Here is a 26,655-nt window from a genome sequence, read left to right on the forward strand (position 1 = left end):
CTCCTCTTTTACAGTCCTCGCTCTAGGAAGTCTAGATAGTTTGAAAATGATTGATAAAGTTTTGGCAAATGATAAACAGATGCTTGGCTAACCTCTTCTTCAAATCGTCTAGTTTCAGCCATTAGCTCATCTCTTCTTCTCCCCAAGAGCATACTGTACACGCGATTCGCTTTTTCAATCAAGAAACGATAAACCTCTGTTTCTTGAGCATTGATCTTATAGCGAGTCAACTCTGCTTGCTTAGCTTTGATTTCCTTTTCTGTCAGAGTAACACTATCTTGGAGAATAACATGGCTAAAGACTTCCTGTGTTGAATCAATTTTCACTTCGACATCCAAAATCCCATTTAAATCATAGGTAAACCGAACTGTTAAACTTTCATTTTCTCGAGTATTGACAGGTACAGGAACTTCTAATTCACCTAAGAACAGGTTTTGTGAAGCCTTCATCATCTCACCTTGATAGACCTTTATCTTGACTTGACTCTGTCCCAATTCAGCCGTATAGTACTGCTCGATGCGTGAAGCAGGCAGGGTAGAATTTCGCTCAATAATCGGTGAAAAACGGTCGCCAACTATCTCTATCCCCAGAGTAAAAGGACAAATATCAGACAGTAATAAATCTCGTATCTCACCCTGCCGTTCTTTTATTCCTGCTAGAAGTGCACAACCTCTCGCAATCATCCTATCAGGATCATCAGATACCTGAACCATTTGATTGATACAGTAGGATAAAAAGTCCTGAACCAAGCGGAGTTTCGAAGTCCCCCCAACAAGAACAAAGTTATCAGATGATACATAGCTATAGCGTGCATCCATCAAGGCACGATCCAAAACAGCCTTAACACGGGCTAGCAACGGTTGACAAAGCTCATAAAAGCGTTGGTAGCTCAAGTCTAAAGTGTATTCCTGTTCTTGGTCCAGAACCGTCATCTTCACTTCTTCTTTATCATTCAGTTCCAGCTTTGTCTTTTCAGCCTGTACCAGAATTTTGCTATAAAATTCTCGGGAAATCGTATCCTTGGTTAATTGATTAGAGACTAAAAATTCCTCAGCAATAGCCGCAGTAAAGTCTTCTCCTCCCAAACGATTGTCCCCTGCAATCGAAACAATTTCGACTATGTTATCAAAAAGCTCCACAACTGAAATATCAAGAGTACCACCACCAAAATCGACCACAATAAAAGATTGATCTTCTTGGTTTACCATAGATCTTTTAGCAAGAGCTGCTGCGGAAGGTTCATTGATAATCCGATCAATCTGAACACCTGCAAATTTCCCTGCTAGTTTGGTCGCATAGCGTTGAGCATCGTTGAAATAGGCTGGTACACTGACAATCACTTCCTCAACCTTTTCTCCAAGATAGGTCTCTGCATCGTCTACCAACTTTCGAATGATAAAAGAGCTTAATTCTTCAGCCTTATATGCTCGATTTCCTAGCGTCAACTCATGTTTGGTCCCCATAAAACGCTTGAACTGTGAAACCGTCTTGTCTGGGTGGGTCACCAAGCGTTCCTTGGCAATTTTTCCAACAATAATCTCATCATTGTCATCTAAAGCCACAACAGAAGGCGTCAAATATTCACCAAAAGCATTGGGAATCAGCTTAACCTGACCATCTTGATAAACCCCTACCAAAGAATTCGTCGTTCCTAAATCAATACCTACTATCATCTTCTTCTAACTCCAAATCTTTTTAGATATTCCTATTATACAAGAAATATCCTATTTTCTTTGAAAAAATCTGTGATTTACTCTTTAAAATAGAAAATCATTTATGGAGAATAAAAAAGTTCCACCCTACTCTTGCGATAAAAACCACGAGAGTAAGAATGAAACAGTTTGTTATTATTTACCAAGTTTTGCTTTAGCTGCATCTGCAAGAGCTGTGAAAGCTGCTGCATCGTTAACAGCCAAGTCAGCAAGCATTTTACGGTTAACTTCGATTTCAGCCAATTTCAAACCATGCATCAATTGTGAGTATGAAAGTCCGTTCAAACGAGCTGCCGCGTTGATACGAGTGATCCACAATTTGCGGAAGTCACGTTTTTTCTGACGACGGTCACGGTATGCATAGTAGTAAGAGTTCATTACTTGTTCTTTTGCAGTACGGAACAAGATGTGTTTAGCTCCATAGTAACCTTTTGCTAATTTAAGAATACGTTTACGACGTTTGCGTGATACAACGCCACCTTTAACACGTGCCATGTTTTATTTCCTCCAAATATTTCCTAGAATTGTTTACTTACTGTTAGGCTATTATTTCAAGCGAGTAAGCATTGCTTTGATACGTTTGAAATCTCCTGAGTGCACCATAGATGCTTTACGAAGATGACGACGTTGTTTCTTAGTTTTTCCGTGGAAACGGTGAGAAGTGTAAGCACGGAAACGTTTAAGTCCACCAGAACCTGTACGTTTGAAACGTTTAGCTGATGCGCGGTGTGTTTTTTGTTTTGGCATGATTTTTTCTCCTTTATTTAACTTTCTGACAATTATTTTTTGTCAGTTGCTGGCGCCAACTGCATGAACATTTGGCGTCCATCCATCTTAGCTCGTTGTTCGATGATTGCAATATCTTGTGTTGCTTCAGCAAACTCGGCTAAAACTTTTGCACCAATCTCTTTATGGGTGATCATACGCCCTTTAAAGCGAATGGATACCTTAACTTTATTTCCTTTTTCAAGGAACTTGCGTGCATTGCGAAGTTTTGTGTCAAAGTCACCCTTGTCAATCGTTGGACTCAGACGAACTTCTTTCACAGTAACAACACTTTGTTTTTTACGTTGTTCTTTTTGCTTTTTCTGATACTCAAATTTGAACTTACCGTAGTCCATAATTTTAGCAACAGGCGGTTTTGCTTGAGGTTGAATCAATACTAAGTCAACATTTGCACTATCAGCCAATGCTTGCGCTTCGCTGAGTGGCTTGATGCCTAGTTGTTCTCCCTCAAGACCGATCAAGCGAACTTCACGTACACGAATTTCATCATTGATGAATAAGTCTTGCTTTGCTATGGTTTTCACCTCTTTTTTATTATTAGAGAAAAACAAGAGCGGGCTCGTAATGATACAAGCCCGCACGTTATGATAGCGTTTCTTAGAAACTTTTCATCCGTAGGGCCAGGCAACTTAATGTCACAAGGCGAGAAGCTCTCACTTCTGCTTTTCTCAACTTTTATATGATACCAAGTTTTCTATCCCTTGTCAAGATAAAAAGTCAATTTTTTAAAAACTTTATCTATTTCCTCTCACCGTTTCAATTCGCCAACTACTCCACCCTGTAAAGCGAATGGCTCCTTGCTGGTCTGTTCGGTAAATCTTACTCTTGATGGTTTCTAGTCGTGTCAAGGTTTCCTGATGGGGGAGTTTTGCACGATTGTTCTTTCCAACTGAAATGAGTGTAATTTCTGGTTTGAGTTTTTCTAGGAAAACTGGATTTGATGATGCTTTAGAACCATGTTGACCGACTTTCAAGACATCCACATCTAGGTCAGGATAATGCTTCAGCAAGTCTTTCTCTCCCTTCTCTTTCAAGTTTCCAGTAAAGAGAAAGTGCTTATCCAAAAGTTTTCCATGAAGAACCAAGGAATCATCACGATCCCCATCTCCAATCTGCCTTGGAGATAGGACTTCTAACTGACTCCCAAAAATCGAAAAATTATCCCCTGCTGTCACACTGCGTACCTTGGTTTGACTTGCTTCTAGTTCCGCTACAAATTCCTTCTGTGTCAGACTTCCTTTTGATACTAAAATCTCCCCAACATGGAAAGCCTTGGTCACCTCTAGCAAATCGCCAACATGTTCCTTGTCTGTATTGGTCAAAACCAGCTGGTCAATCTTATCTACTCCTCGACTTTTAAGATAGGGAATCAAGTTTCGCTGGGCATTGCTGGTCGTCGCCTTTTCCTGCCATGCTTGGATTTTCTTGTCAGATTCTGCTTTACCTCCTACATCTATGAGAATAGTTTTACCAGTTACATCCCGTAGGAAAATACTCTCCCCTTGCCCTACATCCAGCATGGTGATTTCATTTTCCAGTGGATGCTTGATTAAGAAAAAGAGCCCCACGATAAAGAGACTGAATCCTGCTAGTCTTTTGACATTTTTCCTAAAGTCATAGACCAAGGCAAATGAAACTAAGAGAAGAATCAAAAGCCATGCGTTGGGTTGACCAAAGACCAGAGGCCTGCTTGCCAGCTGCGATACCAAGCGAATGACGCCCTCCAACCACTCAAAAATAAAGTTAAACTGAGTGACTGGGTAAACGAAGGACAGAATGAATAAGATGGACAAAAGCGGTAAGAGGACCACATCAAACAGAAAGGAAAAGACAAAGGTCAAAAGGATAGACCAAGGCTGAAATTCTGCAAAATAGAAGGATAGAATGGGCAATATTCCCAAGGAAATGACCAGACTTTCCCTGGCAACAGCCTTGAGCCCCTCGCCTTCTTTGCTTGTCATAGTCAAGATAAAAGCATAGGCACAGGACAAGACACCTCCTGCTGTTAGGAAAAAGTTGGGCATGATGATAAAGAGGACAAGAACCGTTAAGGCAAAATTGTCCAAGCCCTTAACACCATGTTGGGCCAGTAACTTTTGCAAGAGACTACGAATGACCGATGCTGAAAATCCTGTCAGACCTACATAGATAAGAGAAAAGGGATAAGTTAGCCACTTCAACTTTTCTTGGGTCAAGCCCAATCGCAAGAGGAGTTTCTTAAAGGCATCCATAAAGAAGCCCACTTGCATACCTGACAAGGCAAATAGATGGATAATTCCAAGACTGGAATAGAGTTCATTCATCTCCTCAAAGTCCGTATCTAGATGTCCAAGCAAGAGCCCTGTCATATAATTGCGCATAGGATCTGGAAAGTGCGTCTTGATCCAAACTACAGCCTTTCGACGTATACTGGACAGATTTTCTCCTATATCCCAACTGCTAACCTTTTTAAGTGACTGGATGCTCTTGATAGTCAGTGTTTGGTAAATCCCCTGAGTCTTCAGATAGGCTCGGTAGTCAAATCCACCAAAATTCCTCTGCCCTTCAGGTTCAGAAAGTTTTCCTTCTAGCTCTATCTCGAGAAGGTCTGTTAAGGCTTGAAAGAGCTCTTTCTCCTCCTCAGACTGGAGTTTATAGTAAACTTGGAAGGTGCGACCCTCAGCCTTGCCACGAAAGGACAGACTGTCTCCATTGACCTTAATAGTGTCAGGCAAAATCCGTACCCTTTCAACAGAATCCGCTAGGTTTTGACTAGCTTGTGTCTGTTGCCAAGTTTGAAACAGAAACCAAAATCCAAAAACTCCACAAATCGCTAGAACTTTTCCAGCCGATTTCCAAGGAAATTGGAAAAAGAGACAGACGAGCAAAAAAACAAAACCTAGCAGTGCGAGATAGGACGCTCCAAAAATGGCATAGTAAAGCCAGAGCAACAGAAAGCTCAGATAGATTAGAGGAATAGGGAAATTCTTAATCCACTGTAACATAGTCTTTTAACTTTTCTATGGTCTTAGCGCCAATGCCAGAGACCTTCTTTAATTCATCAACCGACTTGAACTTGCCATTTGCCTCACGATGGTCGATAATATCCTTAGCTCGTTTTCCTCCCAAGCCTTTGACCTGCTTGAGTTCTTCCAGACTAGCTTTATTTAGGTTGACCTTCTTATCTTTACTTGTCGAGGGAGTCGTTTCAGAGGCAGCCTGGTGACTAGCTGCTTCTTCTCCCTTAGTTGGAACATAGACAAGAGCCTCGTCACTGACTTTCTGAGCGAGATTGAGCGACTTGCTATCTGCCTCCTCTGTCAAGCCACCTGCCTTCTGAACGGCATCATGAACCCGACTACCTACTGGCAAATCATAAATCCCTGGCGATTTAACGGCACCCTTGACATCTACTGTGATCAGATCTTGTTCAGGAGATTCGTCCTTTTCCTCCTTTTTCACTTCTTTTTCGGTAGATGTCTCCTTTGAAACGGCTGCAACTTCAGCCTGCAAATTCGTTTCTTTCACAGATGTTTGTGAACTTGGCTTTAGCAGGAAAAAGCCACCTAAGGCCAGACCCAAACAAGCACAGATGACAATGATTTTATACTCTTTGATTTTCTCGATAATTGCTTCCATATTTTCTCCTCTCTTAAGTTATTCGCAAGAGAAAGAAAAAACAGTCGAAAATTTCTTTTCAACTGCTTATTTATTTGCAAAATAGTCTTCCTTGGTCAAGACATAATGAACCCTTGTGATCATTCGACCTGGTTCTTTATTATCCATTCTGGCATAGGGTTCTTCGTGGGAAAAGCGCATGCCTGATTTCTCCATGACCTTTCCTGATGCGGGATTGTCTTTATCGTGAAGAGCGGTCAACTTGTTCATTCCAATCTTTTCAAAAGCCAGTTCAATCACGGCACGATTGGCTTCTGTCGTCAATCCCTGATTCCAATACTTTTGGTTGATAATGTAGCCAATGGCTGCCTTCTTAAGAACGGGATCAATCTTGTGCAAGTCAATGGTACCAATAAACTGACCATTGCTTTTTAGTTCGATTCCCCACCGTCCCAAGGGACTAGCCAAGTAAAACTGAGCTATGTTGTTCTTGGTTTCTTCTAAGCTTTGATTTGTTGGAAAAGTGTAGCGTGTATTTTCTCTGTCTGAGGCATACTCAAACATAGCTTCTGCATCATCCAAAGTTACAGGTCTAAGCACTAAACGTTCTGTTTCCACTATTGGATACTGGGCTAGTTTTAAAAAGATTGATTCCATACTTTCCCTCCATTAGAGCTTGATTCTCACTAGTCTAGCATAAATAAATTTGGATGACAAGTTTTTCTTGATTTTTGAAGCGGTTTCATATACAATAAAACCATCACATTTTTGATTTATGAACTGAAATGTGACAACTAAAACAATCCCGTCAATTGAAAGGTAGGTTATCTCTATGTTAATCGGAATCCCAAAAGAAATTAAAAATAACGAAAACCGCGTTGCCCTCACTCCTGCTGGCGTCCATAGTTTAATCAGCCGTGGACATCGTGTCCTCATCGAAACAAATGCTGGTCTCGGTTCAGGATTTACTGATGCGGACTATCAAAAGCAAGGAGCTGAGATTGTCGCTACTGCTGCTGAATCCTGGGCTGCCGAGTTAGTCGTGAAAGTAAAAGAACCACTAGCTTCTGAATATGGTTATTTGCGCGACGATCTTCTTCTCTTCACCTACTTGCACATGGCCGCTGCGCCAGAATTAGCAGATGCTATGTTAGCAGCCAAAACAACAGGGATTGCCTATGAAACTGTTCGTGACAATCAAGGACAACTACCGCTCCTCGTTCCTATGAGTGAGGTTGCAGGCCGTATGGCTGTTCAAATTGGAGCTCACTTCCTTACTAAGCAAGCTGGTGGTTCTGGTGTCCTATTAGGTGGTGTGCCGGGTGTTCCAAAAGGAAAAGTAACCATCATCGGTGGTGGTGTCGTCGGTACACATGCTGCCCGCATCGCCCTCGGTCTTGGTGCCCAAGTGACTATTTTAGATATCAGCGCTAAGCGTCTCTCGGTTCTAGAAGAAGTCTTTGGAAACCAAATTCAAACTCTTATGTCTAATTCATTCAACATCGAAGCAAGTGTGAGAGATGCTGATGTGGTGATTGGAGCGGTTCTCATCCCTGGTGCCAAAGCACCGAAATTGGTGACAGATGAGATGGTCAAACAAATGCGTCCAGGTTCTGTCATCGTTGACGTTGCTGTTGACCAAGGTGGCGTTATCGAAACAGCTGACCGTGTGACAACACACGATGAGCCTGTTTATGAAAAATACGGTGTTCTCCACTATGCCGTTGCCAATATCCCTGGTGCAGTTGCTCGTACTTCAACCATCGCCCTAACCAATGTCACTCTTCCTTATATCGAAGCATTGGCTGGCAAAGGATTCGCACAAGCAATCTCTGAAGATGAGGGCTTGCGTCAAGGTGTTACCACTTATCAAGGTTACTTGACCAGCCTCCCAGTTGCTCAAGGCCTCGATAAAGATCATACTTCTATTGACGAACTTGTTTAAAGCTAGGCACTCATTAAAAAAGAGCAGTTCACATCTGAACTGCTTTTTTTGCTATTCTGTTTCTTGGTTCTTTTCTTCAACCTTAACTGGAGCTGGTTCATAGGCTCGGATAATCTGAGCGACAACTGGATGACGAACCACATCCTTAGCTGAAAAATGAACAAAGTCGATTTGGTGAATATTCTTGAGCTTTTCTTGGGCATCAATCAAACCGGACTTGACATTACGCGGCAGGTCAATCTGACTGATATCTCCATTGACAATCATCTTCGAATTAAATCCTAAACGAGTCAGGAACATCTTCATCTGCATGATGGTCGTATTTTGTGCCTCATCGAGAATGACAAAAGCATCGTCCAAGGTCCGACCACGCATGTAGGCGAGGGGCGCAATCTCAATGATTTCACGCTCCATGAGACGGGTGGTCTGGTCTTTTCCTAAAATCTGATACAAGGCATCATAAACAGGTCGAAGATAAGGATCCACCTTCTCCTTGAGATCACCCGGAAGGAAACCTAGACTCTCACCTGCTTCCACTGCTGGACGAGTAAGGATAATCCGCTTGACTTGTCCACGTTTAAGGGCAGTCACTGCCAAAGTCACTGCAAGAAAGGTCTTCCCTGTCCCTGCAGGCCCAATTCCAAAGGTCACATCATGCTGTTTGACACTGTCCACATAAAGCTTTTGACCCAGTGTTTTGACACGGATAGGCTTCCCTGTATTGTCCTTGATGATTTCTTCTTCGTAAAGGGCAACAAACTTATCAATTTCATCGTTTTTGACCATGCTAATCGCAGTCACCACATCTGGTGTGCCAACTGTCATTCCACGATTCACCAAAACCATCAATGCCTGGATAACCTGACGGGCTTCCTCACAAGCAGACTCTTCGCCCAAAACCTGGACAATCTCCGTACGAGCATGAATCACCACATCGAGCTCTTCTTCCATCAAACGAAGATGGCGCTCATTGGAACCAAAAAGATGAAACAGGTCATCTGGATGACTCAGTTGAATGTCTATTGAATGTTCCTTCAAATAAAGAACCTCTCTAATCCGTTTATTTCTTTTTATTATAGCAAAGAGAACAATAAAATACTAGCCTTATCTCATTGTCTCTAGTGTTCTAAGTATTCTTGCCAGATGGCGTCAAAGTCTCCTAGGTTGAAAGAGAAACTGGCATGCTCCTCCAAAAAGCGACTCACCTCATCAAAATCATCCGTGTGTTTTGGGAAGGCTGACTCCTCAAAAGCGAGGTCTGCCAAAATGGCTTTTGGACTATTACTTTTCGGATTGCGCTCGGTCATGAGCCAAGTGTAAAATGATTTTCTCAATTCTTTCTCCTATCAAGAGTTTTTTGATGACACTTTTCTGATTCTTGAAAATTACTGGACTTAGCCTCTGAAACGTAGTGGTTTATAAAATCCGTTTTCGCATCAGTATAGGCGTCTCGATTGTGTTCAAATTTTTTCCATAAACTTAGTTTTAATTCCTGATACGCTTGGGCAATATCTGAATGCTGGCAGAGATAATCTCTAAAATAAATCTCGTCATGATCTCCCGTCATTCGCAAATGTAAATGAAAAACTTTCTCAGCAAATCCCTGCTCTGTATATCCTTTATTTAGCGAAATCCTGTTAGGACTCTCCGACATCACTAGCCACCCATTCTTCACCAATAAATCCCTAACTCTTGCTAAATCCTCTATTCTATCTACTTCTAACAGAATATCAACGATATTTTTGGCCCAAATATTAGGGATAGCAGTGCTACCGATATGCTCTATTCTTTTAATAACATTGGCACCCAATATTTTTTTCAGATTTGCTTTTTCCGATTCATACCAGTCTTTCCACTCTGACTTGTGCTCTACTAGAAAAATAGGAAAAAGTTGCCAGAGTTCCTCTAAACTCATTTCTTCAAGTTTCTTTTTCATGTCTATAAGACCTAAATCAACTCTGTACCAAACTGGTCTTGCTTGATTTTGCCAGCCTTCATCAAGCCACCGAGTGCTTTCTTGAACTGACCTTTAGAGATACCAAAGGTTGCCTTGATGTCCTCAGGAGACGACTTATCATTCAAGGTCATGAAACCGCCATTGCTTTCTAAGTAGGTCAAAATCATCTGAGCATCATTCTCCAACATTTCAAAGGAACGTGGTTTGAGGGATAGGTTCAAGGTACGGTCCACTTCACGGAAACCGATAACACGCGCATCTAACACTTGCCCCAAACGTGGCTCTGCATAGCGCTCGCTGGGATGGATAAAACCAAGCATGTTATTCTCTGGTAGATAGACAAAGGTTCCTGACAGCTTGAGACGATATACAATGGCTGGCCAGTTTTGGTTCTGCATGTTGTTGTAGGCAGGACGAGCCAGACGTTGGAAGTCTTCCTGATAAGCCAAGAGTCCCCAGATTCGGTCTTTCTTGTCTACTTCTAGACGAATATAAAGTTTATCGCCCTTCTTGGGCCAGAGCTCTTTTAGTTCAGGTAGGATATCCAGTGACACTACGATTTCCTTGTCAGGAAGTCCTGTATCGACAAAAACACCCAAGTCCTTACGAACTTCTGTTACCGTTCCCCAACCAAATTGGTCCTGAGTGGCAGTCACTTCTAAGGTTGTCAGACGGGGTTTTTGCTTCATATCCGTGTAGGCGAAACCTTTGACCGTATCCCCTACTGTATGTTGGCCTTCTTCCTTGGCAAGTGCATAGGTTTGACCATCCTTTTGCACAAAGTAAAAACGGTCATTTTCATCGATGATGAGTCCAACGATAAAACTTGCAAGATTTGTATTCATATTTCCTTCTTTCGAATAAAACTCAGCCAGCAATGCTAACTGAGTTTTTCTGTTTATTTTTAGACTTCCAAAATTTCTTTTTCTTTATTGGCAGTCATGTCGTCGATGTGTTTCACAGCATCGTCTGTTACTTTTTGAATATCTTTTTCAAGAGTCTTCAATTTGTCTTCTGTAATTTCTTTTGCTTTTTCTTGTTTCTTAGCTTCGTCCATAGCATCACGACGGATGTTACGAATAGCCACTTTAGCATTTTCACCAACTTTTTTCACTTCTTTAGCGAGATCACGACGAGTTTCTTCTGTAAGAGCTGGGATTACCAAGCGAATAACAGAACCATCGTTAGCTGGTGTAATACCAAGATCTGAAGCGTTCAAAGCACGCTCGATATCCTTCAATGAAGATTTATCAAATGGTGTTACCAACAAGACACGCGCTTCTGGAATGGTAATTGAAGCGATTTGGTTAAGAGGAGTTTCGACTCCATAGTATTCTACGTGGATACGGTCTAGCAAGCTCGCGTTAGCACGACCGGCACGGATTCCACCAAATTCACGTGCAAGAGATTGGTGAGACTGGGTCATTCTTTCTTTAGCTTTTTCTACAATTGCGTTAGCCATAATTTTTCTATTCCTTTTCTTCGATATTGTTTGAAACTGTTGTTCCGATGTTTTCACCAAATACGACACGTTTGATGTTACCTGGTTGGTTCATATTGAAGACAACCAAGTCGATGTCGTTATCCATTGAGAGGGTTGAAGCAGTTGAGTCCATGATACGAAGACCTTTGTTGATAACATCACGGTGAGTCAATTCTTCAAACTTAACGGCTGTCTTGTCTTTCTTAGGATCGGCATTGTAAACACCATCGACACCGTTTTTAGCCATAAGAATGGCATCTGCTTCGATTTCAGCTGCACGAAGAGCCGCTGTTGTATCTGTTGAGAAGTAAGGTGAACCAATTCCCGCGCCAAAGATAACGATACGGCCTTTTTCAAGATGACGAAGGGCACGTCCACGTACGTAAGGTTCTGCAACTTGTTGCATAGCAATGGCTGTTTGCACTCGCGTATCGACGCCAACTTGCTGCAATGAATCTGCCATCACAAGAGCATTCATAACGGTCCCAAGCATTCCAGTGTAATCTGCCTGAACACGGTCCATTCCTGCTTCTGCAGCAGGTTCACCACGCCAGAGATTTCCTCCACCAATAACAAGGGCAATTTCGATACCTAAGCTATGAACTTCTTGAATCTCTTTTGCAATTTTTTGAACTGTTTGGATATCAATCCCTACGCCACGTTCACCAGCAAGGGCTTCACCTGATAACTTGATTAAAATACGTTTATACTTGGGGTTCGCCATTTTTACTCTCCTTTTTTCATCCTACCTATTTTATCACAATTTCTAAGATTTTTATAGTATCATGAGCAATTCTTTCAAAAAAATTAGACAGTTAAAAATTCCTCTAAGTCAGCAAGAGCACGCTCTACAATTTTTTCATAACGAGCCTTCTTATCACGGATACGCTCGCCTTCCAATTCCTTGATAATCCCGAAATTGACGTTCATTGGTTGGAAATGTTTGCTGTCCGCATGAGTGATGTAATGAACTAGACTTCCGATCGCTGTGGTCTCTGGGAAGATAGCTTCACTTTCACCCTTGAAGAGGCGAGCCGCATTAATACCTGCAACTAATCCTGAAGCTGCTGACTCAACATAGCCTTCCACCCCCGTCATTTGACCAGCAAAGAAGAGGTTGGGCTGTTTCTTAGAACGGTAAGTCTGCTCAAGAAGATTTGGCGAATCCATGTAAGAATTGCGGTGCATGACCCCATAACGAACAAACTCCGCATTTTCAAGACCTGGAATCATTTGGAAGACACGCTTTTGTTCTCCCCATTTGAGGTGGGTCTGGAAACCGACGATATTGTAGAGGCTACCAGCCGCATTGTCCTGACGAAGCTGGACAACTGCATACGGTGTTTTGAACTCCCCGTCACGAGGGCCTGTATAATCGTCTGGATACTCCAGACCAACTGGTTTCATAGGACCATAAAGCATGGTTTTAATGCCACGCTTAGCCATGACTTCGATTGGCATACATCCTTCAAAGTACTTTTCTTTTTCAAACGAATTGAGCGGTGCTTCTTCTGCATTGACCAAGGCTTCATGAAAATCCATAAACTCTTGCTTGGTCATTGGAGCATTGAGGTAGGCTGCCTCTCCCTTGTCATAACGAGACTTGAGATAGACCTTGCTCATATCGATAGTATTGACATCAATAATCGGCGCTGCCGCGTCGTAGAAATAGAAGCCATCACCGTCATTAAGGGCATGAATCTTCTCAGCTAGGGCATCACTGGTCAAAGGACCAGTAGCGACCACAGTTATAACATCAGTTGGCAATTCTGTAATTTCATCACGCACCACCTCTATTAAGGGGTGATTGGCTACTTTCTCAGTCACTATCTGTGAGAAACCATCGCGGTCCACCGCAAGCGCACCACCTGCAGGAACACGTGTAGCCTCAGCAGATTCCAAGATGACCGAACCCAAGCGACGCATTTCTTCCTTGAGGAGCCCAACAGCATTTGTCAGGGCATCCCCACGAAGAGAATTGGAACAAACTAACTCAGCAAAATTGTCTGTTTTGTGCTGGGGTGTAGGCTTTACACCACGCATTTCATAGAGTTTAACTGGAATACCACGTTCTGCGATTTGGTAGGCTGCTTCAGAACCTGCCAAACCTGCACCGATAACATTGATATAAGATTGAGACACGACACTAATACCTCTTTGGGAGTGTGAATTTAAAGATTCACGCTGAAAAAGTCAACCCGACTTTCTTCGCTCTCGAGTTTCTAGGCTCAGGCTGAAAAGTCCCCCGGACTTTTTCACTCCCACAAATCTTTCTAATTTTTCTTCTACTAGTATAACAAAAAAAGGGAAGAAGGCAAACTTCCCTGTTTAATCACTTTCTTGATTTTCTTCCCAATCGTGGTAGGCAGCGTAGAGCTGGCTTTTATTCCACTGGTAGAGTTTCGCAACTTCCTTAATGGCTTGATTTTTCTTCATTCCTTGCTGGATACGGGCTTGGATTTCTAAAAACAAGTCCTCCTCGTCCTTTTCCTCCACATCCTGACTGGCACCTTCAACGATGAGAAGGCATTCGCCCTTGAGTGGTGTTTCAGCGATGCTTTCTAGCAATTCAGAGATCTTTCCTCGTTGGTATTCTTCATAGATTTTTGTTAATTCTCTAACCAAGACTACCGAGCGATTGCCGTAAACTGCTAGCATATTTTCCAGCGTATCTGCTACACGGTGGGGCGATTCATAGAAAATCTGAGTTTCAGGATAGCCTTTTTTTGAGTCGAAAAATTGCTTTTGCTGGCCTGATTTTCTCGGTAAGAAACCGTAAAAGATATGTGGCTGTGGCGCTAAACCACTGGCAATCAAGGCAGAAATCCCTGCACTAGCACCTGGCACTGTGACAACTGCAATCTCTTCCTCAATAGCTGCCTTAACCAAATCATGCCCAGGGTCCGAGATACTCGGCAGACCCGCGTCAGAAACCTGAGCGATACTTTGCCCCGCTTTCAAAAACTCAATCAAATCAGGAATCTTTTCCTTGGCATTGTGCTCGTGAAAACTGATTTGCTTGGTCGAAATATCAAAATGCTTGAGCAAGAGACCCGTATTGCGCGTATCCTCAGCTGCAATCCAGTCCACCTCTTTCAAGGTCTGGATGGCACGAAAGGTCATGTCATCCAGATTGCCAATCGGCGTTGCTACTAGATAAAGCTTGCCATAGGGAGACTGCCCCTTAAAACTTTTTTGAATCTGCATGCCTACTCCCTGTATAACAACTCGTCACAGAACATACATTCCTCGTCCTGCTCTCGACGTTGTCCATAAAAATCATTACAAACGTGAAACCCGTCTTTATAGATCCGACGGACGCTTTCACGAACATGCTTGGCCTTAACAGGTGTATCTGCTTCTACCTCGCCCAAGCGTTCGCGCAACTTACTATTTTCCAAGCGAAGAGCTGTATTTTCCTCTACCAGGCTCTTGAGATTTTTCTTGATGGCTTCCACATCGGCCAAGGTCACCAATAACTGTTGGGAAAAATCATCCAGCGCGTCAAATAATTCTTTTTTGTCCATAAACCAGCCCTTTCCTTTCTATATCGTTCATTTTTAATACTCAATGAAAATCAAAGAGCAAACTAGGAAACTAGCCGCAGGCTGTACTTGAGTACGGCAAGGCGACGTTGACGTGGTTTGAATTTGATTTTCGAAGAGTATGAGTTTATATTTCTTTCAAGACCAGATATTCCATGGCATTTTGAAAGCTGACATTAGCTAGCCACATTTTTCTGGCTTCTAGCAAATCTTGTAGAATCTGTCGAATCCTTGCTTGTAAGAGTTCCTGTCCACAAAGAACTTCGAGGATTCGCAAGACCTGATCCTGTTTTTCCTTGTCATCTGCCAAGCTGGCTAATTTCGCAACTTGGAGATAACTTTCTTTTTTCTTAGCTAATAACCAGGTCAGCAGGCGTTCACTCTCATCTACCAAGGTCCAAAAACTTGCCTGATTAGCCAACTTTTCAGCTTCAGCACGCGATTGACTAAACTGAGCTAAAAGAGTCGCTTTTTTCTTAACGAGACCTGCTTGTTCTAATTGATGGATGAGCTTTTCTTCTTGCTTTTTAAAGTGGAAAATCTGGGTCCGACTACGGATTGTCGGCAAGATTCTTTCCTCATCGCTGGTCAAGAAGAAAATGTAAACTTCACTCTGAGGTTCTTCGATGACCTTGAGCAGAGAATTGGCCGCGTTGGGATGCATTTTCTCAGCTTGCTCGATAATAAAAACCTGCTGCTGACTTTCAATCCCTGCTTGGGAAAACTGACCCACCAATTCCCGAATCCGTTCTGTCTTGATGACCTGATTGACTGGCTTAATCAAGGTAACATCGGAAAATTCTTCCTGTTCAATCAGCTTGCAGTTTCGGCATTTCTCACATGGTAAAACGCCTACTTTATCCATACAAAAGAGGCTCTTAGACAAAAACTGCGCCATTTCCAAGCTTCCAAAGAAACCTGAAAAGAGATAGGCGTGATTGAGCTGATCTTGTTCTAGGATACGGACAAAGCGGTCAAACTGGTCTGGCTGCCAAGCCTTTAGTTGATCTTGTTTCATTTAGCCAAGCCCATTCTGTCAAACAAGACAGCCTTGGTCGTTTCCACAACTTGCTCCAAAGGAAGACTCGCATCAATCTTGACAATGCGATTTCCTTCTTTGTCCAGAAGAGAAAGGTAACCTTGACGAACTTTCTTGTGCAAGTCCAAGCCTTCCAAGTCCAAACGATTGACCTCACGATTACTATTGGCAGCAATGCGAGCCAGCCCCTCTTCCACCTTAATGTCAAAATAAAGTGTCAAATCAGGTTTGAGGCCATCTGTCGCAAAGTGATTGAGCCAATCAATGGCATCAATATCCAAGCCACGACCAAATCCTTGATAAGCAAGGGAACTATCGATGAAGCGGTCCATAATAACCAACTTACCAGCTTCAAGAGCAGGCAGAACTTTTTCCACCAAGTGCTGTCTGCGACTGGCGATATAAAGAAGAAGCTCTGTTTTAGGATCCATCTGAGTATGACTTGGATCTAAAATCACTTCCCGAATCTTTTCCCCAATCAAGACTCCACCTGGCTCACGGGTCGTCAACACTTCTACTCCTTTTTCCTCTAAAATTGGGAGCAGAGCCTCTAAAACGCTGGTCTTCCCTGCTCCCTCTGGTCCCTCAAGAGAGACTAAAAATCCTTTTGACATGTCTAACTCATTTCTTTTTTTCTACCTTCTATTCTATCAAAAAAATAGGTTTTTGTGACAATCTTTTTGTGTCTTCTCCATTCAATCGACCATAAAAGAGGCTGGTAGTCATCCAACCTCTTATTTACCTAGTTCTTGTGTTCGTTTATAGGCTTGATGAACTGCGTCCATGACGGTGCCTCTAAAGGCATGTTCTTCCAGACTTGCTACACCCGCGATAGTCGAACCTCCTGGGCTGCAAACTTGGTCTTTCAAAACTCCAGGATGTTGCTGGCTTTCAAGAACCATTTGCCCAGCGCCAACTACTGTTTGGGCTGCCATTTTCAAGGCCCTTTCTCGTGGCAATCCTGTCTGAACACCCGCATCTGCTAAAGCCTCGATAAAAAGGTAGACAAAGGCTGGTCCACAACCTGCAAGACCTGTCGCCGCATCGATTAAGCCATCCCCCAGCTCAACCAAGAGACCGGCCTTAGCCAATAATTGACAAAAGAGTTCACCGTCCTCAGCAAGACAGTTTGCTGACATGGCATAACTAATCACTCCTTGTCCGATAGCCACTGGAGTATTGGGCATGATGCGAATAATCCGGTGTTGACTTGGCATAAGACTTGCTAGTTTTTCCAAGGTCAATCCAGCCGCCATGGAAATCAAAAGAAGACTCTCTCGTTTTTCAAGGATGGTCTGGTATTGAGCAAGCAGGTCAGAAAACTGAGCAGGCTTAACTCCTAGAAAAATCACATCTACTTCTGCAAAAATTTCTTCATTACTGGAAGCCTGGCCACCGAAATTTGCGATGAAAGCATCTACTTTCGCTTGACTGCGATTGGCAAGGAGAATCTGAGCACCCGTCTTGGCCTGCAAAACAGCCTTAGCCAGGCTAGCTCCCATATTCCCCAAACCGATAAATCCAATCTTCATCTCTTACTCCCTTATCTGTCCGTCACCAGTAACCACATACTTGTAGCTAGTTAATTCCTTCAAGCCCATTGGACCACGCGCATGCAGTTTCTGAGTAGAAATCCCCATTTCACATCCAAGACCAAATTGCCCACCATCAGTGAAACGCGTTGAGGCATTGACATAAACCGCTGCTGAGTCCACTTGGTCTGTAAAGAAAGCCGCAGTTTCAACATTTTCCGTCACAATCGCATCCGAATGATGGGTACTGTGAGCTTCAATATGCGCAACTGCTTCTTCTAAACTGCTAACGACCTTAACCGCTAGGATATAGTCTAAAAACTCAGTGTCAAAGTCTTGGGCCTCAGCTAATCGACCTGAAAGAAAGTGACTTGCTTTCTCATCCAAGCGGAATTGAATCGGTTCCAGCCCAGCTTCTTTTCGATCTGCAACCAGAACTTGTTCCAAGCGAGGAAGGAAGCTTGCTGCCTTGTCTTCATGAACCAGCAAAACCTCCATAGCATTGCAGACAGAAGGACGACTGGTTTTAGCATTGTTGATGATAGATAAAGCCTTGTTTTCATCGGCATCCTTATCCACATAAACATGGACAATACCAGTTCCTGTCTCGATAACAGGTACGATAGCATTTTCAACCACAGCATTGATCAAGCCAGCTCCTCCACGAGGAATAAGAAGGTCTAGATAACCCTTGGCCTTCATCATGGCATAGCTACTTTCTCGACTGGTATCTTCTACTAGTTGAATCACATCTGGGTGAATAGTAGTCGTCTCCAAGCCCTTCTTCAAGGCTGTGACAATAGCATGGGCTGTTTGGTAGGCGTCCTTACCACTACGAAGAACGACCGCATTCCCACTCTTGAGTGCCAAGGCAGCCGCATCAGATGTCACATTTGGACGACTTTCATAGATAATACCGATGACCCCCATAGCCACACGCTTCTTAGTAATAACCAAGCCATTTTCAAGCTGACTTGTTTCTAGGACTTCACCAATAGGATCTGGTAAAGCAACCACTTCACGAATCCCTCTTGCCATCGCTTCTATACGTCCCTCATCCAAATAAAGACGGTCTAGCATAACATCTGAGATTTTCCCCTTGGCCGCTGTCATATCCAGAGCATTGGCCGCTAAAATCTCCTCAGTAGCTGCCAATAAATAATCAGCCATGGCTAGCAAGGCTTGGTTTTTCACTGCTTCACTGGCAGTATTGATTGATTTCTTAACAGCCTGTACCCGTTCAAATTGTTCTTGTGTCCTTACCATCGTTTACCTCTAAAATTCTGTAAAGAGCAGCTGGATTTCAGGAGTGATAGAAATCCAGTCATCACGGTGAATCAAGACTCCCTTGGCTTTTTGAGAACGGAGCATATCTTCTAGGGCTGAGACACCAAATTGGACACGTCCCTTTCCAAGAGATTGACCTGTTTCTTTATCTGCTACTGTGACAATATCGTGGTAAGAGAAGTTTCCTTCAACCTCTACCACACCCGATAAAAGGAGACTTTTCCCATTTTTTGAAAGTGCCTCTGCAGCTCCACCATCTACCCAAATCGTTCCCTGACTTTGAGCATAAAAAGCCAACCATTGCTTCTGAGTACGAAGGCCCTTCTCTTGTGCAACAAAGAAAGAACCATCCTTGGTCTCGTCCGCTGCCTCAATCAGGGCATCTGATTTCAAGGACGAGCAAATATAGACTGGCACCCCCGACTCCGTCGCAATCGTAGCCGCTTTGATCTTAGTCAACATCCCACCTGTCCCATTAGACGAACCTGCTCCACCAGCCATATCAATAATCTCACGATTGATAATCTCTATTTTCTCCAAACGCTTAGCTCTTGGATCTGAGTTGGGATTTCCAGTATAGAGACCGTCCACATCTGTCAAGAGAACCAAAAGGTCTGCTTGAACCATAGCCGCTACCTGGGCACTCAGAGTATCATTGTCCCCCACCTTGAGCTCATCAATAACGACACTGTCATTCTCATTGATGATAGGAATGGCACCACGATGAAGCAATACAGACAAGGCCTGATGGGCATTCTTATATCGACGTTTATCTACAAAATCATCCTGTGTCAGCAAGATTTGCGCAGAGACGATTTGACGCATGAGGAGGTTGGTTGTGTATTCTTCTAGGAGCAATCCTTGTCCTACTGCAGCCGAAGCCTGCTTATCTGCAATCTTGGTCGGCCGTTTTTTAAAGCCCAAAGCTCCAAACCCTGCCGCTACTGCCCCAGATGACACCAAAATCAACTCATGCCCGGCCTCATGCAACATAGCTAATTGTTGTGTAATTGCCTTTACTTTACTTCTTGATAAACTCCCGTCTTCATTTGTCAGGGACGAAGTCCCTACCTTAAAGACGATTCGTTTGTACTTCATATTCTCACTCCGATTCTTCATATTTATCCATTATAACATGAATGTTTTAAAATAGAAAAGACTTGAAATGAAAAAGGTTGAGACAGCAATCTCAACTCTTTTATCTATTCTCAGTTTTACGCAATCTTTCCAGCGTTTCTTTAAAAATCTCTGGAATATCTGCCGTGAACTCCAAGGTTTCACCTGTTCTCGGATGGGTAAATCCTAGAGTCTTAGCATGGAGAAATTGCCCATGTCCCTTAAGTGTCTTACGTGGACCATAGACCTCGTCACCAGCGACTGGATGACCGATATAAGCCATATGGACACGGATTTGGTGGGTACGCCCTGTTTCCAGTTGCAACTCTAGCAAACTATAATCTCCAAAGCGTTCCAAGACGTGAAAACGCGTCACTGCTGGCTTCCCTTTAGCAGTCACTGCCTGTTTCTTACGGTCTTTTTCACTACGACCAATCGGCGCTTCAATCACACCACGATCATTAGGAAGATTGCCGTGAACAATCGCCCAGTATTTGCGGAGAGACTTCTTATCCTTGAGTTCTTGAGCAAGTGCCAAGTGGGCCTCATCATTTTTTGCAATCATAAGCAGACCAGACGTGTCCTTGTCAATGCGGTGAACGATACCCGGTCGGAGAACCCCATTGATACCTGACAAGTCCTTGATATGGTACATGAGGGCATTGACCAAGGTTCCGCTAGTATGACCAGCACTCGGATGCACCACCATCCCCTGAGGTTTGTTAACAACGGCTACATCCTCATCTTGATAGATGATATCAAGTGGAAGATTCTCAGCCACATACTCTAAAACCTCTGGTTCTGGCACGTGGTAAGTTACGACATCTCCCTCTTGGACTGTATATTTTGCTTTCTTGACTTGCCCATTGACCAAAACTTGTCCAGCCTTGATTTGTTCATTAGCGAGACTGCGTGACAATTCTGTCAGGTCCGACAGGGCCTTGTCTAAACGGAGTCCGCCTCTTTCAATTTTTATTTCCATTTACTTCCTCTTTAAGCATTGCAATCAATAAAACAATGACACCAACTGTCAAATAGCTGTCAGCCACATTGAAAATCGCAAAGTTGATAAAGTCTAGGTGAAACATATCCACCACAAAACCTTGACTCATTCTGTCGATAAAGTTGCCCAGACCTCCCGCGATAATTAGAGTCAGTCCAAAAACCAACCAGAGAGAGTCCTCCATGTGTTTATGTAGATACCAAACGGCACCTGCCATGACGACCAGTGTAATAACAGCAAATAACCACTGCTGATCTTGCAACATGGAGAAGGCTGCTCCTCTATTCTGCAGGTAGGTCAAGCTAACGAGATTGGGTATCCAAGACCGAACCTCTCCCAAAGGTATCTGTTGGACGACATAGGCTTTAACCCACTGATCCAGTGCAATTAAGAGCAGTACAATGACTGCCACTATTCCTCTTTTTTTCATGATTTCCTCTTCTGATCAAAATATTCTTGCATAACCTCAACGAAGAGTGTCCCAGCTTGACTAAGCTCAACTTCTTCCCGTTTGACATAAACCATGCGGTTATCTAAATTATCCTTGAGACGAATAACTGTAATGCCATTAACACTGTCACTATCTAAAAATCCAGACCCAGTCGCATAAGCATCCGTCCGCTCCAAAATACCATTCAAAGTAGCACGGTCGGTCACATTGAACATCTGGGAGCTAGCACTGGTATCGACAAAGTTCTCTGAATAGTAAAGATACTCGTCCTTTTCCTGAGTAAAGCGAACTGTTGGTAAGTCAGCTAAATCCTCCATGATCAGTTCTTCTTTTTCCGCCAAGGGATGTCCTTCACGCAGATAAATGTGAGTCTGGAAAGGAATTAGTTCAATAACTTCTAAACCAAGCTTTTCAACCCGTTGCATGATGCCCTTTTTATTTTGATTGTTGAGGTAGATAATTCCAATCTCACTATGCCCTTGAGCCACTTCGTCTAATATTTGAACTGTAGTAGACTCAAAAATACGAAAGTTCTTATAGTCAGGATAACGTTCCGAAAAGGCCGTAATGGTTGGTGGCAAGAAGTCATAGTGCTGGCTGGCAATAGAAAATTCATCCTTTTCTTCCTCAGGATTGGCATACTGATTTTGAAAAACATCAAATCCTTTGACCAATTCCTGCGCTTTTTCATAAAATTCCATACCACGACGGGTCAAGAAAGTCCCCGAACTTGTCCGACGGAAAATTTTAAAGCCTAACTCTTTTTCCAAATCGCGCACAGAAATAGATAGACTCGGCTGACTAACATACATCTTTTCAGCAGCTTCACGGAAAGTACCACTATTGGCAATGGCCACAACATAGCGTAATTGTTGAATATTCATCTTCTACCCCCAACTTCTCTATCTGTTTATTATACCATATTTCAGAATTTTTCCAAAAAAGAAAAAAGTGTCCATCGCAAGTTTAAATCTAACTATTCTCTATTAAATTCAAAATGGGTATCAAAACAAAAAAATAGGCTCTCCGAAAACTCGGAAAGCCTTATTTAATGCTACTTCTAGCTTCCTCGCCTTGTCATTTCAAGGCTCGGGATAAAAAGGTTCACTGGACCTTTTTATTTAGCGATTGGGTAAACAGAAACTTGTTTCTTATCGCGACCTTTACGTTCAAAGCGTACTACGCCTTCAACTTTAGCGAACAAAGTATCGTCTCCACCACGTCCAACGTTTACACCTGGATAGATGTGTGTACCACGTTGACGGTAAAGGATTGATCCACCTGTTACAGTTTGTCCGTCAGCTGCTTTAGCTCCAAGACGTTTCGCTTGTGAATCACGTCCGTTTGATGTAGAACCTCCACCTTTTTTGTGGGCGAAAAGTTGCAAGTTGTTAAGAGTCATTTTTAACATAATGTTTTCCTCCGTGTTAGTTTTCTGTGATAACTCTGGTTTGGACGAACTCAGAAGAGTTCTCCGATAAGTTTGCCATACCTAAGAAAAATGATTCGAAGAATAACTGGGTCATTTCTCTCTGGTGTGAAGGAAGATCCGCTGGTATTTCAACCTTTAGATAGCCGCCTTCATCTTCGTTTAATTCTAAGATTGGTTCATAGCCTGCAAATTTCTCAATGGAATTGATAAAGTTTATGGCAAGCGTAGAAACCGATGCACACACGACATCTAAGCCGTATTCGCCACTTTCGGCGTGTCCAGTAATTTCCGCACTCCTCAGCTCGCCATCTTCGGCTCTCTCAAAGACTGCTTGTATCATGTGTTCTCCTTAAAATTAAGCGTTGATCGCGTTGATGACAACTTTTGTATATGGTTGACGGTGACCTTGTTTACGGTGGCTACCTTTTTTAGGTTTGTACTTGTAAGTAACAACTTTCTTTTGTTTTCCTTGTTTTTCAACAGTTCCAACTACAGTAGCTCCAGCAACAAGTGGAGTTCCGACAACAGTGTTTTCACCACCAACAAGAACAACTTCGTTAAAAGTAACTTCTTGACCAGCTTCAACGTTCAATTTTTCAACGTAAACTGCTTGACCAACTTCAACTTTAACTTGTTTTCCGCCAGTTTTGATAATTGCGTATGTGCTCATTATGCACCTCCTATGATTTTTAGGGTTTCCCCGTATTTTTGTGAAGACTCGCCTAGCATCGTGGGACGAACCACTTTATACTCACTATGTGAGCAACGATGTTCGTGCGGTTGCACAGGATTGTGCATAGTCAACTCTTCAAGTATAGCATATCTTCTTTTTTCTTACAAGCGAAATCAATCAAATTTAAGCTTTTTCTTTCCCTTTTTTTCTCCAAGAAGCAAAAAGCAAACTGAAGTAAAAGATACTCATCATAAGAGGAACACCTAGAATTGTCTTCTCCTGATAATAAATCGTCAAATAAGCTGAAAAAACAACTCCGAAGACAAAACTGCTAAGCAAGCTAACAAAAATCAAGCCCTCTCGTAGGAAAGGCGTATGCTTGGTCCGGAAATAATCTCCAAAAGCCAACATGGTACGTTTAATATTCCCTGTCATAAAAGCATTATTATAGGCGATACCCGAAACTTCTCCAAAGGCTGTTGTCACCAGTCCCATACAAAACGCTAAGGGTGGAACTAGGTAGATATTGTCTACTGACAAGGGAACAAAACCAATGATTATGGATAAGACCGCGAGTGGTATCAAGGACAAAATCGGCTTTTTAACAATTCGAAGTTTTTCCTTATACAATGTCAGAAAAAAGACACCCATCATAAAGGACAACAAGGTCATTACTTTAGCACTGGCGTCCGAGACATTCTGCTGAATGAGTCCTACAGAGAGAAAAACAACATTCCCAGTTTGTCCAGCCACAAGGGTGTTTCCTCGCACTATAAAGGTATAGGCATCGACATATCCTGCACAAAAAGTCAAAAAAAGCGCTAGCCTCTTAGACTGACGTGATATTTTTCTTATTGGTAACAATCTCATTTTCTCTCCCATTTCAGTTTCATTTACTCATTTCAATATTGTACCATTTTCTCCAAGAAATGCGTAGTCCATTTGAAAATTTTTACCATCTATTGGATAGTCTTTCTTTTCTATGTTATAATGAAGGAAGGATTTGAAGTCGGAAAAGGAGTATTTATGCTTAAATTAGGTGTCATCGGAACAGGCGCTATCAGCCATCATTTCATAGAAGCAGCCCATGCTAGCGGAGAATACCAGCTGGTCGCAGTCTATTCTAGAAAACGAGAAACTGCCGCAACCTTTGCTTCTTGTTATCAAGATATCCAACTCTTTAATCAATTAGAAGACTTCTTTAAGTCTTCCTTTGACGTAGTCTATATCGCTAGTCCAAACTCCTTGCATTTTGCTCAAGCCAAGGCTGCCTTGTCTGCTGGTAAGCACGTCATTCTTGAAAAGCCAGCTGTCACTCAGCCACAAGAATGGCTAGATTTGAAACAAACAGCTGAGAAAAATCACTGTTTTATCTTTGAAGCGGCACGAAACTACCACGAGGAAGCTTTTACCACTATTAAGAATTTTTTGACAGACAAGCAAATCTTAGGAGCTGATTTCAACTATGCCAAGTATTCTTCCAAGATGCCGGACTTGTTGGCAGGACAGACGCCAAATGTCTTTTCAGACCGTTTTGCTGGTGGAGCTCTTATGGACTTGGGGATTTATCCTCTCTATGCTGCCGTTCGCCTCTTTGGAAAAGCTCAGAACGCAACCTATCAGGCTCAACAGCTCGACAATAGCATTGACCTAAATGGGGACGGTATCCTCTTCTACCCTAACTTTCAAGTTCATATCAAGGCTGGGAAAAACATCACTTCCAATCTTCCTTGTGAGATTTACACAGCAGATGGAACCTTGACTCTTAACACGATTGAACATGTCCGCTCAGCTATTTTTAGCGACCACCGAGGAAATCAAGTCCAGCTCCCTATCCAACAAGCTCCTCATACGATGACTGAGGAAGCCGCCGCATTTGCACACATGATCCAGCAACCAGATCAGACACTTTACCAGAACTGGCTGGATTATGCAGGTTCTGTTCATGACCTATTATATACCATGCGCCAGACTGCTGGCATTAGATTTGAGGCAGAAAAATGAAAACCAAACTACCGACTGAATGGCAGGAATTGAGCGACCAACTCGGTTTCCAAGAATTTACCCCCATTCAAACTCAACTATTTGAGCCTATTCTTGCTGGAGAAAATCTCCTAGGAGTGAGCCCAACAGGAACTGGTAAGACCCTCGCTTACTTACTCCCAAGTCTACTCAGACTGAAAAAGAAAAAATCCCAGCAGCTCTTGATTCTAGCACCAAATACCGAACTGGCTGGACAGATTTTTGACGTGTGTAAAACGTGGGCAGAAGCTATCGGCTTGACTGCTCAGCTCTTCTTATCAGGTTCCAGTCAAAAACGCCAGATTGAACGTCTTAAAAAAGGACCAGAAATTCTGATTGGAACACCTGGCCGTATCTTTGAGTTGATTAAATTGAAAAAAATCAAGATGATGAATGTGGAAACCATCATCCTAGATGAATTTGACCAGTTGCTCGATGATTCTCAGATTCACTTTGTTGAGAAAATCACTCACTACGCACCTCGTGACCATCAACTCATCTACATGAGTGCGACGACCAAGTTTGACCAAGAAAATATTGCACCAAACACGCGCACCATCGATCTTTCTGACCAAAAGTTGGACAACATTCAACATTTCTACATGCAGGTAGACCAACGTCACCGAGTGGATATGCTACGAAAGTTAGCTCATGTAGAGGATTTTCGTGGTCTGGTCTTCTTTAACAGCCTCTCAGACCTTGGAAACGCAGAGGAAAAACTACAGTATCGGGATATCTTGGCTGTTTCCCTCGCTAGTGATGTCAATGTCAAGTTTAGAAAAGTTATCTTGGAAAAGTTTAAGAACAAGCAACTAACTCTTCTCCTTGCAACTGACCTTCTGGCTCGTGGAATTGATATCGATAGCCTAGAATGTGTTGTAAACTTTGATATTCCTAGAGATATGGAAACTTACACCCACCGCGCTGGCCGTACAGGTCGCATGGGTAAAGAGGGCTATGTTATCACTCTCGTAACCCATCCAGAAGAGCTTAAAAAACTCAAGAAATTTGCAAATGTACGTGAAATTGTCCTAAAAAATCAAGAACTCTATATCAAATAAGGTTGGCATTCGCC

31 protein-coding genes, 1 pseudogene and 2 other annotated features are annotated in these 26,655 nt (G+C 42.7%); of the genes and pseudogenes, 4 read left to right on the plus strand and 28 right to left on the minus strand.

The window, feature by feature from the left end:
- Window positions 1–8: 8 nt before the first annotated feature.
- The 7 genes from B7714_RS06885 to B7714_RS06915 form a co-directional block, all read right to left on the minus strand.
- Window positions 9–1,673, minus strand: coding sequence for a molecular chaperone HscC (locus B7714_RS06885; protein WP_084860060.1), 1,665 nt, complete (start codon window positions 1,671–1,673; stop codon window positions 9–11).
- A gap of 174 nt (window positions 1,674–1,847) precedes the next feature.
- Window positions 1,848–2,207 (minus strand): 50S ribosomal protein L20, encoded by a 360-nt coding sequence (rplT, locus tag B7714_RS06890; protein WP_000124830.1) that lies wholly within the window; start codon window positions 2,205–2,207, stop codon window positions 1,848–1,850.
- Between the two features lie 51 nt (window positions 2,208–2,258).
- The gene (gene rpmI, locus B7714_RS06895) at window positions 2,259–2,459 is read right to left on the minus strand and encodes a 50S ribosomal protein L35 (RefSeq protein WP_001125942.1); all 201 of its coding nucleotides are present in this window, start codon (window positions 2,457–2,459) and stop codon (window positions 2,259–2,261) included.
- A 32-nt stretch (window positions 2,460–2,491) separates the two neighbouring features.
- Window positions 2,492–3,022 (minus strand): translation initiation factor IF-3, encoded by a 531-nt coding sequence (gene infC, locus B7714_RS06900; RefSeq protein WP_000848184.1) that lies wholly within the window; start codon window positions 3,020–3,022, stop codon window positions 2,492–2,494.
- Between the two features lie 15 nt (window positions 3,023–3,037).
- Window positions 3,038–3,169: a sequence feature (ribosomal protein L20 leader region), on the minus strand.
- Between the two features lie 63 nt (window positions 3,170–3,232).
- A complete protein-coding gene (locus tag B7714_RS06905; RefSeq protein WP_084860061.1) occupies window positions 3,233–5,482 on the minus strand; it encodes a DNA internalization-related competence protein ComEC/Rec2 in 2,250 nt (749 codons plus the stop codon).
- Window positions 5,466–6,116, minus strand: a complete 651-nt coding sequence (locus B7714_RS06910; RefSeq protein WP_084860062.1) for a helix-hairpin-helix domain-containing protein — start codon at window positions 6,114–6,116, stop codon at window positions 5,466–5,468. The genes B7714_RS06905 and B7714_RS06910 overlap by 17 nt, the downstream gene beginning before the upstream one ends.
- Window positions 6,117–6,182: 66 nt before the next feature.
- Window positions 6,183–6,752, minus strand: coding sequence for a GNAT family N-acetyltransferase (locus B7714_RS06915; RefSeq protein ID WP_084860063.1), 570 nt, complete (start codon window positions 6,750–6,752; stop codon window positions 6,183–6,185).
- 175 nt (window positions 6,753–6,927) lie between these two features.
- Between B7714_RS06915 and ald the strand changes: the two genes are divergently transcribed.
- Window positions 6,928–8,040: an alanine dehydrogenase gene (gene ald, locus B7714_RS06925; protein ID WP_084860064.1), complete on the plus strand. Its 1,113-nt coding sequence runs from the start codon at window positions 6,928–6,930 to the stop codon at window positions 8,038–8,040.
- Between the two features lie 51 nt (window positions 8,041–8,091).
- Here the strand turns inward: ald and B7714_RS06930 are convergent, their stop codons facing one another.
- The 17 genes from B7714_RS06930 to B7714_RS07010 form a co-directional block, all read right to left on the minus strand.
- A complete protein-coding gene (locus tag B7714_RS06930; protein ID WP_049518523.1) occupies window positions 8,092–9,078 on the minus strand; it encodes a PhoH family protein in 987 nt (328 codons plus the stop codon).
- A gap of 80 nt (window positions 9,079–9,158) precedes the next feature.
- A complete protein-coding gene (locus B7714_RS06935; protein ID WP_001232084.1) occupies window positions 9,159–9,374 on the minus strand; it encodes a YozE family protein in 216 nt (71 codons plus the stop codon).
- Window positions 9,371–9,976, minus strand: a complete 606-nt coding sequence (locus tag B7714_RS06940) for a GrpB family protein (protein ID WP_084860065.1) — start codon at window positions 9,974–9,976, stop codon at window positions 9,371–9,373. Before B7714_RS06940 ends, B7714_RS06935 begins: the two co-directional genes overlap by 4 nt.
- 11 nt (window positions 9,977–9,987) lie before the next feature.
- The gene (cvfB, locus tag B7714_RS06945) at window positions 9,988–10,842 is read right to left on the minus strand and encodes an RNA-binding virulence regulatory protein CvfB (RefSeq protein ID WP_084860066.1); all 855 of its coding nucleotides are present in this window, start codon (window positions 10,840–10,842) and stop codon (window positions 9,988–9,990) included.
- 59 nt (window positions 10,843–10,901) lie between these two features.
- Complete coding sequence (gene frr, locus B7714_RS06950; RefSeq protein WP_084860067.1) at window positions 10,902–11,459, minus strand: ribosome recycling factor; 558 nt, start codon at window positions 11,457–11,459, stop codon at window positions 10,902–10,904.
- Window positions 11,460–11,466: 7 nt separating this feature from the next.
- Window positions 11,467–12,204: a UMP kinase gene (gene pyrH, locus B7714_RS06955; protein ID WP_000002989.1), complete on the minus strand. Its 738-nt coding sequence runs from the start codon at window positions 12,202–12,204 to the stop codon at window positions 11,467–11,469.
- An 83-nt stretch (window positions 12,205–12,287) separates the two neighbouring features.
- Window positions 12,288–13,622, minus strand: coding sequence for a methylenetetrahydrofolate--tRNA-(uracil(54)-C(5))-methyltransferase (FADH(2)-oxidizing) TrmFO (gene trmFO / locus B7714_RS06960; RefSeq protein ID WP_084860068.1), 1,335 nt, complete (start codon window positions 13,620–13,622; stop codon window positions 12,288–12,290).
- Window positions 13,623–13,808: 186 nt separating this feature from the next.
- Window positions 13,809–14,687, minus strand: a complete 879-nt coding sequence (gene rsmI / locus B7714_RS06965) for a 16S rRNA (cytidine(1402)-2'-O)-methyltransferase (RefSeq protein ID WP_084860069.1) — start codon at window positions 14,685–14,687, stop codon at window positions 13,809–13,811.
- Between the two features lie 2 nt (window positions 14,688–14,689).
- Window positions 14,690–15,007 carry a DNA replication initiation control protein YabA gene (gene yabA, locus B7714_RS06970; protein ID WP_000358229.1) on the minus strand — a complete coding sequence of 106 codons (318 nt, stop codon included), beginning with the start codon at window positions 15,005–15,007 and terminating at the stop codon, window positions 14,690–14,692.
- Window positions 15,008–15,152: 145 nt separating this feature from the next.
- Window positions 15,153–16,043, minus strand: a complete 891-nt coding sequence (locus tag B7714_RS06975; protein ID WP_084860070.1) for a DNA polymerase III subunit delta' — start codon at window positions 16,041–16,043, stop codon at window positions 15,153–15,155.
- A complete protein-coding gene (gene tmk / locus B7714_RS06980; protein ID WP_084860071.1) occupies window positions 16,040–16,678 on the minus strand; it encodes a dTMP kinase in 639 nt (212 codons plus the stop codon). The genes B7714_RS06975 and tmk overlap by 4 nt, the downstream gene beginning before the upstream one ends.
- A gap of 120 nt (window positions 16,679–16,798) precedes the next feature.
- Complete coding sequence (proC, locus tag B7714_RS06985; protein ID WP_084860072.1) at window positions 16,799–17,596, minus strand: pyrroline-5-carboxylate reductase; 798 nt, start codon at window positions 17,594–17,596, stop codon at window positions 16,799–16,801.
- 3 nt (window positions 17,597–17,599) lie between these two features.
- Window positions 17,600–18,862 (minus strand): glutamate-5-semialdehyde dehydrogenase, encoded by a 1,263-nt coding sequence (locus tag B7714_RS06990; RefSeq protein ID WP_084860073.1) that lies wholly within the window; start codon window positions 18,860–18,862, stop codon window positions 17,600–17,602.
- A 9-nt stretch (window positions 18,863–18,871) separates the two neighbouring features.
- On the minus strand, window positions 18,872–19,981 hold the full coding sequence (gene proB, locus B7714_RS06995) for a glutamate 5-kinase (protein WP_239823557.1): 1,110 nt from the start codon (window positions 19,979–19,981) through the stop codon (window positions 18,872–18,874).
- A gap of 100 nt (window positions 19,982–20,081) precedes the next feature.
- On the minus strand, window positions 20,082–20,981 hold the full coding sequence (locus B7714_RS07000; RefSeq protein ID WP_084860075.1) for an RluA family pseudouridine synthase: 900 nt from the start codon (window positions 20,979–20,981) through the stop codon (window positions 20,082–20,084).
- Window positions 20,965–21,432 carry a signal peptidase II gene (gene lspA / locus B7714_RS07005; RefSeq protein WP_084860076.1) on the minus strand — a complete coding sequence of 156 codons (468 nt, stop codon included), beginning with the start codon at window positions 21,430–21,432 and terminating at the stop codon, window positions 20,965–20,967. The genes B7714_RS07000 and lspA overlap by 17 nt, the downstream gene beginning before the upstream one ends.
- Window positions 21,429–22,337, minus strand: coding sequence for a LysR family transcriptional regulator (locus B7714_RS07010; RefSeq protein ID WP_084860077.1), 909 nt, complete (start codon window positions 22,335–22,337; stop codon window positions 21,429–21,431). The genes lspA and B7714_RS07010 overlap by 4 nt, the downstream gene beginning before the upstream one ends.
- Between B7714_RS07010 and B7714_RS09970 the strand changes: the two are divergent.
- Window positions 22,330–22,425: pseudogene (locus tag B7714_RS09970) on the plus strand (AraC family transcriptional regulator); the annotation flags it as partial. The gene B7714_RS07010 and the pseudogene B7714_RS09970 sit on opposite strands and share 8 nt — an antisense overlap.
- 145 nt (window positions 22,426–22,570) lie before the next feature.
- On the opposite strand, the gene rpmA reads toward B7714_RS09970, so the two are convergent.
- The 4 genes from rpmA to B7714_RS07030 form a co-directional block, all read right to left on the minus strand.
- Entirely contained in the window at window positions 22,571–22,864 is a 294-nt protein-coding gene (rpmA, locus tag B7714_RS07015) for a 50S ribosomal protein L27 (protein ID WP_000916509.1), read from the minus strand.
- Window positions 22,865–22,880: 16 nt separating this feature from the next.
- Window positions 22,881–23,225 carry a ribosomal-processing cysteine protease Prp gene (locus B7714_RS07020; protein ID WP_000613697.1) on the minus strand — a complete coding sequence of 115 codons (345 nt, stop codon included), beginning with the start codon at window positions 23,223–23,225 and terminating at the stop codon, window positions 22,881–22,883.
- A 15-nt stretch (window positions 23,226–23,240) separates the two neighbouring features.
- Complete coding sequence (gene rplU, locus B7714_RS07025; RefSeq protein WP_000109141.1) at window positions 23,241–23,555, minus strand: 50S ribosomal protein L21; 315 nt, start codon at window positions 23,553–23,555, stop codon at window positions 23,241–23,243.
- 34 nt (window positions 23,556–23,589) lie between these two features.
- Window positions 23,590–23,677, minus strand: a sequence feature (ribosomal protein L21 leader region).
- Between the two features lie 64 nt (window positions 23,678–23,741).
- Window positions 23,742–24,428 carry a YoaK family protein gene (locus B7714_RS07030; RefSeq protein ID WP_162284812.1) on the minus strand — a complete coding sequence of 229 codons (687 nt, stop codon included), beginning with the start codon at window positions 24,426–24,428 and terminating at the stop codon, window positions 23,742–23,744.
- Between the two features lie 156 nt (window positions 24,429–24,584).
- Between B7714_RS07030 and B7714_RS07035 the strand changes: the two genes are divergently transcribed.
- Window positions 24,585–25,562 carry a Gfo/Idh/MocA family protein gene (locus B7714_RS07035; RefSeq protein WP_084860079.1) on the plus strand — a complete coding sequence of 326 codons (978 nt, stop codon included), beginning with the start codon at window positions 24,585–24,587 and terminating at the stop codon, window positions 25,560–25,562.
- Complete coding sequence (locus tag B7714_RS07040) at window positions 25,559–26,641, plus strand: DEAD/DEAH box helicase (RefSeq protein WP_084860080.1); 1,083 nt, start codon at window positions 25,559–25,561, stop codon at window positions 26,639–26,641. The genes B7714_RS07035 and B7714_RS07040 overlap by 4 nt, the downstream gene beginning before the upstream one ends.
- Window positions 26,642–26,655: the final 14 nt, after the last annotated feature.

The sequence above is a fragment of the Streptococcus oralis subsp. oralis genome, assembly GCF_002096595.1.
GTDB lineage: Bacteria > Bacillota > Bacilli > Lactobacillales > Streptococcaceae > Streptococcus > Streptococcus oralis_D.